Origin of the sequence: Tateyamaria omphalii (assembly GCF_014651375.1) — a bacterium.
In the GTDB taxonomy this organism is placed as follows: domain Bacteria; phylum Pseudomonadota; class Alphaproteobacteria; order Rhodobacterales; family Rhodobacteraceae; genus Tateyamaria; species Tateyamaria omphalii.
Genome location: NZ_BMWT01000001.1, coordinates 74,926 through 89,037, shown reverse-complemented (window position 1 = coordinate 89,037; position 14,112 = coordinate 74,926). Strand labels below are relative to the sequence as shown.

At 64.2% G+C, this 14,112-nt stretch carries 6 protein-coding genes; 2 read left to right on the top strand and 4 right to left on the bottom strand.

From position 1 onward, the window contains the following. The first annotated feature begins 64 nt into the window (after nt 1-64). Nucleotides 65-5,452: an alpha-2-macroglobulin family protein gene (locus IE087_RS00390; protein WP_189366954.1), complete on the top strand. Its 5,388-nt coding sequence runs from the start codon at nt 65-67 to the stop codon at nt 5,450-5,452. A gap of 38 nt (nt 5,453-5,490) precedes the next feature. Beyond that, nucleotides 5,491-7,404 (top strand): penicillin-binding protein 1C, encoded by a 1,914-nt coding sequence (gene pbpC, locus IE087_RS00385; protein ID WP_189368286.1) that lies wholly within the window; start codon nt 5,491-5,493, stop codon nt 7,402-7,404. On the opposite strand, the gene IE087_RS00380 is transcribed toward pbpC, so the two are convergent. From IE087_RS00380 to IE087_RS00365, 4 genes are read right to left on the bottom strand one after another with little or no spacing between them, the layout of a single operon-like run. Then, on the bottom strand, nt 7,401-9,443 hold the full coding sequence (locus tag IE087_RS00380) for a hypothetical protein (RefSeq protein WP_189366953.1): 2,043 nt from the start codon (nt 9,441-9,443) through the stop codon (nt 7,401-7,403). The two genes, pbpC and IE087_RS00380, sit on opposite strands and share 4 nt — an antisense overlap. Then, the gene (locus IE087_RS00375) at nt 9,440-12,205 is read right to left on the bottom strand and encodes a DUF4159 domain-containing protein (RefSeq protein WP_189366952.1); all 2,766 of its coding nucleotides are present in this window, start codon (nt 12,203-12,205) and stop codon (nt 9,440-9,442) included. Before IE087_RS00375 ends, IE087_RS00380 begins: the two co-directional genes overlap by 4 nt. Further along, on the bottom strand, nt 12,202-13,083 hold the full coding sequence (locus IE087_RS00370) for a DUF58 domain-containing protein (RefSeq protein WP_189366951.1): 882 nt from the start codon (nt 13,081-13,083) through the stop codon (nt 12,202-12,204). The genes IE087_RS00375 and IE087_RS00370 overlap by 4 nt, the downstream gene beginning before the upstream one ends. Continuing rightward, a complete protein-coding gene (locus tag IE087_RS00365) occupies nt 13,080-14,087 on the bottom strand; it encodes an AAA family ATPase (protein ID WP_189366950.1) in 1,008 nt (335 codons plus the stop codon). Before IE087_RS00365 ends, IE087_RS00370 begins: the two co-directional genes overlap by 4 nt. Between the last annotated feature and the right edge of the window lie 25 nt (nt 14,088-14,112).

Below are 14,112 nucleotides of genomic sequence, written 5' to 3'. Positions count from 1 at the left end.
TGCGCCGCTTACACGGTGCGTGTCAGACTGAGGGCATTCTTAAATTGATTTCGGGAGCGGCATCATGCGCCACGCGTTGATTGGACTGATTGCACTAACTTGGGCAGCGGCGGCGTGGGGGCAGGGTGCGATACCGGATGATCGGTACATCGTGACCCAGGATGTCGACTACCTTGGTGCAGATCGCGCATCGCTGTTCGATACAACCTTTGATGCCTGCGCGCGGGCCTGCAGCGCGGATGATGCATGTATTGGCTTCACTTTTAACGACCGATCAAGTGCTTGTTTCCCAAAGGCTCGGATAGATGACGAACAACCGTATTCCGGCGCTCGGTCAGCCATACGGTTTGGCGCCTCTGACGATCTGAAAGCAGCAGCGGCGCGCCGGGCCGCTGCGTTGGATGTATCGCAAGCCGATTTGGACGAGGCGCGCGGATTGGCCTCCGACGTTAGTTTGCGTTTTGCCCAATCGGGGCGGGTGCTGGATCCCTTGATGACGGCGTCCCGCGCTGCCTGGGACCGTGGCGATAGGGGGGCAGCCCTGCGATGGACTGGAATGGCTGTCGCGCTGACAGACGCGCCAGACCTGTGGACACGATACGCTTACATTGCTCTGCGTCAGGGCGATGACGTCGCGGCAAGTCGGCGTCGCAGCGCCCGGCAAGCCGCTGTGCCTGCTGCCTTGAACGGCTATTTGCGTTCTGACACCCCCGGTGGCCAGGTTAACGCCCTTCAAACGCTTGCAGATGCCTTGGAATTGAATGGGCGGGGACGCGACTCGATCCGAGCATTGCGTTTGGCCCAGAACATCCAGCCGCGCGACGATGTGGCCAGGGCGCTGGACGAAGCCATCGCAAAATACGGTTTCCGTGTTGTCGAACATCAGGTGGACAATGACAGTGCGGCCCCCCGCATCTGCGCCACGTTCTCTGAACCGTTGGTCCAGAGTGGTGTGGACTATGAGCCGTTTGTGCGCATGGCGACGCCGGGTCTCGTTGTGGCCGCAGACGGACGCGACCTTTGCATCGATGGGGTTCAGCATGGCGAACGTTACAACGTGACTTTCCGCTCTGGTCTGCCCGCCGAAAGCGGTGAGGTGCTGGCCAAGGAAGTGTCGCTGAACCTTTATGTCCGTGACCGCACACCGGTGGTCCGCTTTCCGGGGCGGGGCTACGTGTTGGCACGCGGGGCCGGGGCGAGCATCCCCATCGAGACGGTGAATGTGAACGAGGTTGATCTGGTACTCAGCCGTGTCAGTGACCGCAACCTTGTCCAATCCATGCGCCGGGACTTCTTTGGTCGGCCCCTGTCACGATGGCAGGCTGATCAGTTCAATACGGACATCGCGCAAGAGATCTGGCGCGGTACGGGGCAGGTACAAAACGACCTGAACACCGAAATGCGCACGCGTCTCCCTCTGGACGAGGCGCTGGGCGGCCAGCCTCCGGGCGTCTACGTCCTGTCCGCGCGCGAACAGGGGCGTGATGGTTATGATGTTGTGGCGGCAACGCAGTGGTTCGTGCTGTCCGATCTGGGGCTAAGCACGTGGCAGGGGAATGATGGGCTGACGGCTTCGGTCCGCGCGCTCAGCAATGCCGGTCCTGTGGACGGGGCAACGGTGCGACTGATTTCTCAGGCCAATGCCGTTCTGGGTGAGGTGCAAACGGATGCAGATGGCTTCGCCAAATTCGATGCTGGCCTGACCCGTGGAACAGGTTCCACACGACCGGCAATGCTGCAGGTCGAAACAGCGAATGATTTCGTATTCCTGCCGCTCACGGATCCGGCCTTTGACCTGTCCGACCGCGGGGTTGAGGGTCGCCCGCCAGCGCCGCCCATCGATCTGTTTGTGACAACGGATCGCGGCGCCTATCGCCCCGGCGCCACTATTCATCTGACGGCGCTGGCACGTGATGACAAAGCGCGTGCCATTGATGGCTTGCCCCTGACCGTCATTCTCAGCCGCCCGGATGGTGTCGAATACAGCCGGACAGTCAGTGCGCAGGGGCGAAGCGGCGGCCATGTCGTGTCGCTGCCGTTGGGCACGACGGTGCCACGCGGGACGTGGCGGATCGAGGTGAAGGGCGATCTGAAGGCACCCGCCCTCGCCACCCAAACCGTGCTGGTCGAGGATTTCATCCCAGACCGCATCGACGTGACACTGACTGCCGCCGACGCACCGCTCAGCCTTGATAGACCCGCAATCGTGGATGTGGACGCGCAATACCTCTTCGGTGCGCCCGGTGCGGATTTGGCTGTCGAAGGCGATATTCAGGTGCGGCAGCGCACCGGGCTTGAAGGGTATCCCGGATATCTCTTTGGCCGACATGACGCGGCTTTCTCTCCACAACGTCGCTACGTGCAGGGTGGGCGCACAGACCCGGCCGGCAAATCCTACCTGTCCTTGCCTTGGCCTGAGGTTGTAGCGGATGATGTTTTGCTCGAAGCCGTGGCAACAGTCCGCGTGTCCGACAGCGGCGGTCGCCCGGTTGAACGCAGCCTGACTCGCCCCATCGCGCCGAATGGCCCGGTGATCGGGATCAAGCCCGCCTTTGATGATGTCTTGCCCGAGGGGGGCAGCGCTGATTTCGAAGTGATTGCAGTGGGGGCACCCGCCAACCTGCCGGTGCAATGGACAGTCAACAGGGTCGAAACGCGATACCAGTGGTACCAGCTGAACGGCAATTGGAATTGGGAGCCGATCACCCGGCGCATCCGCGTGGCTCAAGACACCGCGGTCCTTGGCGATGCACCCGTGCAGGTCAGTACACCCACCGAATGGGGCGATTACGAGCTGGTCGTCGAAAGCACTCAAGGGGCCTATACCGCCAGCTCGGTTTCCTTTGCATCCGGCTGGTACGGTGCCGCAGACAGCAGTGCGACCCCGGATCGCCTGACCCTGTCGCTCGATGCCGAGACCTACCGGGTTGGCGATACCGCGCAATTGCGGATCGTACCGCCCCACGACGGCGTGGCGCTTGTGTCTGTACTTTCCGGCAGCGTGATCTCGCGGCAGGGCATCCCCGTGCAAGCGGGTGAGACGGTGATCCCGCTCGAGGTGACCGAAGACTGGGGAACGGGCGCCTATGTCACCGCTTCGGTCCTGCGCACGGGCCTCTCCGGCGATTCCGGCCCGGCCCGCGTGCTGGGGCTCTCTCATGCCTCCATTGATCCCGAGGACAAAGCATTGTCGGTGTCCATCGACGCTCCGGAAGAGGTTGAGGGCCAAGAAGGACAAACCGAGGTAGCGGTGCGTGTGGATGGTCTTGAAGGTGCGGATGGTTTCGTCACCCTTGCGGCCGTGGATGTCGGCATCCTGAACCTGACGGGTTTCGAAGCACCGGACCCCCAAGGGCACTATTTCGGCCAGCGTCGCCTTGGCGTTGACCTGCGCGATGTCTACGGTCGCCTGATCGATGGCCGAAGCGGCGCGCTTGGCACGGTCCGCTCCGGCGGGGATGCAGGCAGCAGCATGCAGCGGCAAAGCCCACCCCCGACCGAGGCGGTCATGGCGGCCTTCTCCGGTCCAGTCCCAGTCGACAGCAATGGTATGGCCCGAGTGACGATCCCGCGCCCCAACTTCAATGGCACGATCCGGCTGATGGCCGTGGCATGGTCGAATAACGGGGTTGGACAAGCCTCTTCCGACGTCATCGCCCGCGACCCGGTTGTGATCTCGGCGGCTATGCCACGCTTTCTTGCGCCCGGCGACCAAAGCCGCGTGCAGTTTGAATTTGTGCATGCGGCGGGCACGTCCGGTGCGATGCCTTTGGAAGTGTCAGGCGGTGGCGTTTCGGTTGGCGCTGCGCCATCAACAATTGACCTGACCGAGAGCGGCACCGTTCGCGTCTCTCTGCCGCTCACCGCGCAAGGGATCGGAGATCACAGCATCGATCTGGCGCTGACCACACCTGATGGCACGGTCCTGACAAAGTCACTCACGCTTGGCGTTCGGGCCAACGACCCAACCATCGCCGTCACCCAGCGTCTGGAATTGGCAGCGGGTGAGGCGCTGACCTTTGACGACAATGTCTTTGCCAATCTTCGACCGGACAGCGCGCGGGCAACGCTTGCCGCCGGACCGCTCGCCCGGTTCGATATGCCCGGGTTGATCGGGCAGCTTGACCGTTATCCCTACGGCTGCACGGAACAGGTCACGTCGGCGGCGCTTCCGCTGCTCTATCTGTCGCGCACGGCGCAAGCGGCGGGTCTGGCGGACGTCGATCAGCGGATCACAACGGCCATCAATCGTGTTCTGACCCGACAGGCCAGCAACGGGGCCTTCGGCCTCTGGCGGGCGCAGTCGGGGGATTTCTGGTTGGATGCCTATGTCACCGACTTTCTCCTCCGGGCAAGTGATCAGGGGCACGCGGTGCCAGAGCGTGCCTTGCGGCTCGCCCTCGACAACCTGCGCAACCGGATCAACTACGCACCCGATTTCGATACGGGCGGCGAAGACATCGCTTACGCCCTCATGGTGCTGGCCCGCGCCGGATCGGCATCGATTGGTGATCTGCGCTACTATGCCGATACCAAGGCCGAGGCGTTCTCGACCCTGCTCGCCCGTGCACAATTGGGCGCGGCGCTTGCCAGCTACGGTGAACAGACCCGTGCTGACCGGCTCTTTGGTCTGGCGCAGGATCTGGCGCTGCGGAACAACACGGACACTGGCTTATGGCGCGCCGACTACGGCACATCTTTGCGCGACGCGGCGGGGCTGCTGCATCTGGCGGCAGAGGCAGGCAGCACCCGTGTCGACCAATCGCGCCTTGCTGCAACAGTGACAGCGGGCCGTGGTGGGTACTCCACCCAGGAAGCGGCTCAACTGCTCATGGCGGCGCAGGCATTGCGCGATGGGGCAGGCGCGCCAGTGCTTTCGGTGGATGACACAGCGGTGTCCGGCCCCGTGGTTCAAAGCCGTGCGCTGGGCGACACGGTATCGATCATCCGGAACGTCTCGGGCCAGCCGCAGGATGTGACACTCACCACCTACGGCGTGCCGATTACCCCACCCGAGGCGGGAGGCTACGGCTACAGCATCACACGCGATGCATTCACGCTTGAAGGGCGCGTTGCCGAAGGACCTTGGACTATCGGCGAACGGCGGGTGATCGTGCTGACGGTAACACCGTTTGAAAAAGTCGGTGCGCGGCTGATGGTGGATGATCCTCTGCCAGCGGGGATCGAGATTGACAACCCCAACCTGATCAGGTCGGGCGACGTGGCGGGCCTTGAATGGCTGGAGACTGCCACCACCGAACATGCCGAATTCCGCTCTGATCGCTTCCTTGCCGCGGTGAACCACACCGGGTCAGAGACGTTCCGCCTTGCCTATATCGCCCGGGCTGTAAGTCCCGGCGACTTCCATCACCCCGCAGCGTTGGTTGAGGATATGTACCGCGCTGAATACCGTGCGGTGACGGGCACAGGCCGCACGGTTGTGACCGAGTGAAGCGGCCGCACCGCCCCCTGTTCGCCCTCGCGGGCGCCATGCTGGTCGCGGCCAGCCTGCATGACGCGTGGGATGCGTGGGTGGACAGGACAGTGCTGCCCACAACGCTGGCCGAGACATCAGTAGAGATGCGCGACAGGCACGGTCACCTGATGCGCGCCTTTGCGGTCGAAGATGGGCGGATCCGGCTGGAGGTCCCACGCGGTGGCGTTGACCCACGGTTGACCGACATGCTCATCGCCTATGAGGACAAGAGGTTCCGCACCCACAACGGTGTAGACGGGCGTGCAATAGCACGCGCCGTGGGGCAGGCAGTGTGGTCAGGACGTGTTGTCTCTGGCGGATCAACACTGACAATGCAGGTGGCCCGTCTGCTCGAAAACTCGGGCACCGGATCGATCAAGGGCAAGCTGCGGCAGATGCGGGTGGCCTGGGCGCTGGAACGACGTCTCAGCAAGGATGATATCCTGCATCTCTACCTGCAACACGCCCCCTATGGTGGACGTATCGAAGGGGTCCGCAGCGCCACATTCACATGGTTCGGTAAAGAACCCACACGTCTGACCGAAGCGGAAGCGGCCCTGCTTGTGGCGCTGCCGCAAGCGCCGGAGGCACGGCGCCCGGACCGCCACCCGGATAGAGCGCAATCGGCTCGAGACCGGGTGCTTGCCCGCGTTGGGGCGGACCCGTCGCATACAGGTGTCCCGACACAGGCCCGTGCCTTGCCCCGCTTGGCCCCTCACCATGCAGATGCCTTGCGCACCGCTAACCTCGATACCCAAAGGTTCGACACAACCCTGTCGACGCAGGTGCAAAAGAGCATGTCCAACCTTGTCCGCCTGCACGCGGCGGGTCAGGCGCGCGGTGTCTCTCTGGCGCTGATGGTGATGGACCATGAAAGCGGCGAGGTTCTGGCACGCGTGGGTGCCCCGCATTACGCCGACAAAGACGGCACGCCGGGGTTCATCGACATGACGCGGGCCAAGCGCAGCCCCGGCTCCACCCTGAAGCCGTTGATCTACGCGCTGGCCTTTGACCGGGGGCTTGCGCATCCCGAAACAGTCTTCGCCGACCGACCCACGCGCTTTGGCCGCTACGCGCCGCAGAATTTCGATGGCGTTTTCCGGGGCGATGTCACGGCCCGGCAGGCATTGACCCTGTCGCTCAACATCCCGCCGGTCGCCCTCACCGAAGCGCTTGGACCGGAACGGCTGATGGCTGCGCTGCGGGCGCTTGGGGCCAAGCCGAAGCTGCCGGGCGGACAGGCAGGGCTTGCCGTTGCGCTTGGTGGTGTGGGCCTCAGCCTCGACGATCTGGTGACAGTCTACGGCCACCTTGCCTCGGGTCGCACAAACACACTGATCGCACCGCGCGCTGCATGGCAGGTTGGTGATATCCTGCGGGGGATCGCGCCACCGCCCGGTGCGCCATCCGGGCTGGCCTACAAGACGGGCACCTCTTATGGGCACCGTGACGCGTGGGCCATCGGGTTCGACGGACGGCACGTGATCGGCGTGTGGATGGGCCGACCGGACGGTACGCCCGTGCCCGGTGCTTTCGGCGGTGCACATGCCGCCCCCATCCTGTTCGAAGCGTTCGGGCGCTTGAAGCCACAGCTTGCGCCCGCCCCACCGCCGCCGTCGGACACATTGCTTCTGGCAACCGCAGACCTGCCCGTGCCTCTACAGCGTTTTGGCGCGTGGATGGACACAGGCAACGGACCGGAAATGGTCTTTCCCCCGGAAGGTGCGCGGCTGGCGCAGCGAGAGGCGGTCATAAAGGTGGCGGGCGGCGCCTTGCCCTTGACCGTTCTGGTCAATGGGGCCGTTGTGGCGACCGGGGCGCGGGATCGGCAGATCGCCATCGGCGCACTCGACACAGGCTTCTCGGATATAGCAGTGATTGACGCCTCGGGCCGTTCAACCCGCGCCGCGGTCGAGGTCCGACCCTAACGCCGCCCCTCGCGCAGCCACGCGCCGATGATAAAGCCAGAGGCCAGCAGCAGAACCAGCCACGGGGGCAAGAGGCCCATCTGGCGGACATCCTGCGTTTCATAAGCGTCACGCGGCGTGATCCCGATCCATCCACGCCCGGCAGCAGGCCGCCCTTCGCGCACGGTGCGAATGCGCGGCATTCCGTCTTCCAGGCGCAGCACGCCGCCGCGTGTGCCTTCCACGCGCGGTCCAAGCAAGTCAGCCGTCGCAATCGTGGCTTCAAACTCTTTGGGCGCAGCAGGTCCCAGCCCAATGACGGTCTGCGCATCGCCATTCTCAAGCCGATAAAGACCTATATCCGGCCCCTCGTACCGGGTCTCGAAGCGACCGGGACTGACCTCGGTCATCTCAAGTTCCACAACGTTGCCCGACGGGTCGGTGATGGTCACCGGCGGCACGGTATCAGACAGGGTACGCCGCTCGATCCGCATGGATTGGCCTGTGGCGGTGGCGGTCAGCGCCTCCTCCTCAAGCTCGGGTTCTTTCATCATCCAATGGGCCAGACGGCGCAGCAATTCCAGTTGCGGCCCGCCGCCCTCATATCCTCGGTTCCACAGCCACGCGTGATCTGATGCAAGCAGTGCCACGCGGCCCTCATCCACCCGATCAAGGATCAACAGTGGTCGCCCATCCACACCTTCCATCACCACGCTGCCGGACTCGGCGGCAACATCGATCTGACGCAGCCAGCGACCCCAATCGCCAGCGGCAGGCAGGCCAGTGGTCACAGGGTGCTTTTGCCCCAGCTCGGACACTTGCGGGCGAAAGGCTTCCTCCAGCACACGGGCCGAGGGTTGGGCCGGCATCACCGACCCAAGGGGCGAACGATATAGGCTGTCGGCGCTGGCAAAGTCTGGTCCCGCCGCAACCAGCACGGCCCCACCGTCGCGGATGTAGCGGGCCACGTTGTCCAGATAGAGCGCGGGCAGGATGCCCCGCCGCTTGTAGCGGTCAAAGATGATAAGATCGAAATCGTCGATCTTCTCCAGAAACAACTCGCGGGTCGGGAAGGCGATCAGGGACAGCTCTCCAACCGGCACCCCATCCTGCTTCTCGGGTGGGCGTAGAATGGTGAAGTGCACCAGATCGACCGAACTGTCGGACTTCAGCAGGTTGCGCCATGTGCGCCCCCCGGCATGGGGTTCACCCGACACCAGCAAGACCCGCAGACGGTCGCGCACACCGTTGATCTGGATCAGGGCGGTGTTGTTGCGGTCTGTCAGCTCTCCGTCTGCTTCGGGGACAGTAAACTGGATCACGTTGCGCCCGCCATGGGGCAGGCTGATGGGCAGTTCGAAATCTTCACCGGTCCGCACGTTGAAGCGTTGCGGGGGCGCACCGTCGACAGAAATATCAAGCGGGGCAAGACCGACATCAGGGGGAACAGCACCCATATCCTCGATCCGCAGGGTCAGCGTGACCGGCTCACCGATGATGGCAAAGGCCGGGGCGTTCTTGACCAGCAAGCGGCGGTCCCAATCCGTCTCGCGCCCCGTCAACAGCAGGTGCAATGGCGCGGGCAGATCAAGGGGCAAATCGGCGTCATGCACTTGCCCATCGCTGAGGGCAATCAGGCCCGCAACACGGGCACGCGGCTCTTCGGCCAGCGCGTCCGACAAGGCGGTCATCAGACGGGTCCCTGCGTCTTCCTCTCCGTCCGGAACGGTAACGCGGCGGACCTCGGTGCCCTCGCGGGCCGATAGGGCGGCTTCGATTGCATCGGCGGCAGAGGTTGTTTGATCGGGCCGGTCCCGCAGCTTCTGGCTGGCACTCTCATCCTCGGCCACAATGACAATATCGGACAGCGGCGCCCGGTCTTCCTGTTGCAGTGATGGCCCGGCCAAGGCGGCAAGCACCACAATGGCCGCCATGCCACGTAAAGCCCAACCGTTCAGGCCGCGTATCAGGGCCAGCGCGACCCCGGCGATTGCCAAGGCGGCGACGACAGCCAGCACGGGCCAGGGCAGCAGCGGATCAAACAAGACGGTTCCGGTCATTGGCCCAACCGATCCAGCAACGCAGGCACGTGGACCTGATCGCTTTTATAATTGCCGGTCAGCACATGCATGACCAGGTTCACGCCAAAACGGTACGCCAACTCTCGCTGGCGTTCACCGCCAAAGCCACGGCCCACGGGCAGCATCGCCTGCCCGCTGGATGTCACGGCCCAAGCCGACGCCCAGTCATTGCCGCCGATGACCACTGGCGTCACGCCGTCATTGAGATTGCGAAACGGCATGCCCTCGACCTGCTCGGCACCGGGTGGGGCGGCCTCGACCCAGACCTCGCCATTCTGGTGGCGACCGGGGAAATCCTGCAGCAGGTAAAAGGTGCGGGTCAGCACATGATCCCGCGGCACGGGCTCAAGTGCGGGGATGTCGAGAGGGGCCGCCAGATCCTGCAACTTGCGTCCATTTGGCGTTGAGGCACCAAAGCCCGCAACATCGCCATCACGGGTGTCGAACAGGATCAGACCGCCAGACCGCAGGTAGTCGTTCAGCTTGACATAGGCTTCCTGCGAGGGGCGTGGCTGGTCGGGTGTGATCGGCCAATAGAGGATCGGGAAAAAGGCCAGCTCGTCCGTTTCCAGATCAACGGCAAAAGGGGTGGCCGGTTCCACGGATGTGCGGAAGAACAACGTGTCCGACAAGCCGCGCAGACCCGCCTGCGCCACCTCGTCCACCTCGCGGTTGCCGGTGACAACATGGGCCAGCACAACCTCGGCTGCGGCAGCAACCTCATCTGCTGGTTCGTTTTGGGCCTGCGCGCCGGGCGCGGTGAAACCAACCAACATCGCGGCCCCGATCAGGGCCGCCGCCGTCGCGCGCACCCGGCCGGTCAGACGCCCCGACAAGGCGAGGGAGGCCAATACATCCAGCAGCAAAAGCCCGATGGCCGCAGCCAGCAGCATCCCACCCAGCGGGCGTTCAGGTGCGGCAGTCAGGCCGGACACAGGCACGTCGGCGGGCCATGTGGCCGTCTGCAATGTGGCATCAGTGGTCAGCACGTTGCGGGCCAAGGCTCGATCGCCGGAGACATAGACACCGGGCAGCAGGTTTGGCCCCGTTGGGTCGCTGACCAGCGCAGGCCCCGGCACCCCAGGCATAGCACCCGCATCGCGTAGCGCGCCAAATCCATCCATAACCACCTCCGGCGTCCAGATCGTGCCCTCCAGATCGCCTGCCTCGGGCGACGACGTTGTGGCAGAGACCGCCAGACGTTCAAGCATTTCAACAAACAGACCCGACAGCGGCAGGGACGACCACTCGGCATTCGCCGTGACGTGGAACAGAACAATCTGCCCCTGACCCTCACGCTTGCGCGTCACAAGGGGTGTCCCATCGCTCAACTCCGCAATCACGCTTTCTGCCAGTGTCGGGTCGGGCTGGGCCATGACCTGCGCGGTGATGGCGACGTCTTCGGGGACAGACAGGCCAAAGAAGGGCGAGTTTTCGCGAAACGGAGCCAGTGTCTTGGGGGAGCCCCAGCTCATGGCTCCGCCGACGCTGCGGCCCCCGGCGCGCAGGCGCACCGGCATCAGCGGATCCTGTTCGCTGCGGCTGATATCGCTGGCGGCCACGCGCGGACCCGCAAAGCGCAAAAGCAAACCGCCTTGATCCACCCAGTCCAAAATCGCTTCGGTTTCGCCATCAGACAGGGTGGCCACATCGGCCAACACAATCACATCTGGATTTGCAGGCAGCACATCCGTCAACGCACCCCGCAGCAGGTCCGCATTCGGCGCAAGCGCGCGTTCGAGGTAGTGCAGAGGCGACAACAGCTCCAACCCCTCGCGCCCCTCGCGGCCTGCGATCAGGGCAATCTCGCGGCGGCGCAGGCTGTCATCGACCAACGTGACGGCGCCAGCAGAGCGGGCATTGGCAATCTCGAAACGGGTGACGCGCGCGCGCAACTCGGCAGGAAGGGACAAAGACGCTGTTGCCGTGGTGGCCCCAGTGTCGAAAACGGCATTGGCGCGGGCCAAAATGGTCGCGTTCCCCGCAGGATCACGGCCCTGCGCCAGAATGCTCACCGTGCGTTCAGGGCCATCGTCGGCTCGCACGGCAGTGACCTCCACCAGACCGTCCGCATATGTGGCGGGCGTCAATGCAGTGATGGCAGTCGCGCTTTGGACCACCCGCACGGGCCCCCTTGCCTGCAAGGCCGACAGCAGATCAGTACGCGCCGGATAGTCGAGCGCATCGCTGAACCAAACGGTTTCAAAACTGCCTTCGGGCAGGACGGCAACGATGTCCGCCGCATCCGCGGGCTGCCACGGCGATGGTGCCAGACCCGGCAGCGTTGCTGACAGCGCATTCGCAGCCCGGAAAACGGGTTGTTCAGGATCGGCAAGGTCCAGTAGCGCCACCTGCCGCCCGTTTGCACCCGCACGGCGCAACTCGGCATCCAGCGCCTCAACAAGCCGCGGCCAGCGTGCAGCCCCAGCCCAACTGCCGTCGATGGCGACCAGCAGGGGACCATCGCCAGCCGTCCCGTCATCCTCGGGGTTCAGCACCGGCCCGGCAAGGCCGATGATCATTGCGGCCACGGCCAGCATCCGGATCAGCAGCAGCCACCACGGGGTGCGGTCGGATACGGATTCGTCATCTTGCAGACCCAGCAGCAGCGCCACGCCGGGAAAGCGTTGGCGGATCGGGGCCGGTGGGATCGCGCGCAAAATCAACCACAGGATCGGCAGTGCGATCAGGGCCACGAGCAACCAGGGGGCCGCAAAGCCGATGGGGCCAAACACCATCATGTTCGCGCCCGCCCGCCATCCAGCGCGCGCCACAGCCACAACAGGCCGGATTGTGCTGTATGGTCGGTGTGATGCAGGCCGTATTGCCAGCCCGCGACGGAACACAGATGCTGCAATTCGGCTTTCCGTTCGGCGAGACGCTCTAGATACCGGTCTTTCAGTTCAGACGCCTTGAGTGTCTCATGTTCCAGTGTCCCGCCCACGCTTTCAAAGATGGTGCGTCCCCGAAAGGGAAAGGCTTCCTCGGCGGGATCGAGGACATGCAGCAATACCCCACGCACGCCACGGTCGGCGGCCTTGGTGAGGGCCGTTTTCACATCATCGATATTGCCCATGAAATCCGAGATGAACACGGCCCGCGCATGTGGGATCATGGCGCGATGCTCGGGCGGTTCGTAGTCATGCTCCGCGTCCTCGGTGAACATCTCTGCTAACCGCAGGACCTGTGCATTGCCCCGGCGGGGGGGCAGTCGGGTGCCGGTCAGGCCTACGCGCTCTCCGCCACGGATCAGAAGGATCGCGGTGGCCAAGCCCAGAACACGGGCGCGCTCGGCCTTGGTTGGTAGATCGTTGGTTGATGCAAAGCGCATGGCCGCGCCCTGATCGACCCACAGCATAACTGATTGGGCAATCTGCCACTCACGCTCGCGCACGAACTGCACGTCGCCCATGGCGCTGCGGCGGTGGTCAATCAAACGGCGACTGTCGCCAATCTGGGCTGGCCGGTATTGCCAGAAATCGTCCCCCATCCCCGCACGACGTCGGCCATGCTCACCCAGCAGGACGGCACCCGCAAGCTGCTCTGCCCGTGCCAACAGCGCAGGCAGGCGGGCCGCTTGGGTTTCGGCCTTTTCGCGCAGGGCGAGGGGGGTGATCACGCGGCGGCTTCCTTGCGGCTGAGACCGGCGGCGGTCTCTTCGATCAGGTCAGACAGGCTGTCGCCACGGGCACGGGCGGCAAAGTTCAGGGCCATCCGGTGGATCAGAACAGGGCGGGCCATGTCGATGACGTCTTCAGCCGACGGGGCCAGACGACCCTGCAACAACGCGCGGGCGCGCACGGCCAGCATCAGGGCTTGGGCAGCACGGGGGCCGGGGCCCCAGGCGACCGTCTCGCGGACCTTGTCCGAGGCGTCTGCCTCATTTGGCCGGAAGGCGCGCACCAGATCAAGGATCATCTCGACCACGCTGTCGCCCACAGGCATCCGGCGCAACAAGGTTTGGGCTGCCAGCAATTCCTCGCCCGTGAAAACGGCGGTTGATTGCGCGTCCTCGGTCCCGGTGGTTGCGATCAGGATGTCCTTCTCGGTTTCACGGTCGGGATAGAGCACATCGATCTGGACAAGGAAGCGGTCCAACTGGGCCTCGGGCAACGGATAGGTGCCCTCCTGCTCGATCGGGTTTTGCGTTGCCAAGACGTGGAACGGTGTCCCCAAGGGGCGATCCTGTCCGGCCACCGTCACCGTCTTTTCCTGCATGGCTTGCAGCAGCGCAGATTGGGTGCGGGGAGAGGCACGGTTGATCTCGTCCGCCATTAAAAGCTGGCAGAACACTGGGCCTGGTACAAAGCGGAAGGCACGTGTCCCGTCCTCGGCCGTGTCCAGAACTTCCGATCCCAGAATGTCTGCTGGCATCAGGTCCGGCGTGAACTGGATGCGGTTGCCATCGAGCCCCATGACTGTGCTGAGCGTCTCGACCAGACGTGTCTTGCCCAGGCCGGGCAGACCGATCAGCAGGCCGTGGCCTCCGCACAGCAGCGCGGTCAAGGTCAGGTCCACGACCCGCTCCTGCCCGATGAAGCGCTTGGTGATCGAGGCCTTGGCCTCTGCCAGTTTGCTGCCCAGCGTCTCGATTTCGGCAACAAGGTCCTCTGCTTCGGTCATGACATCTCTTCCATTCGGGATATAT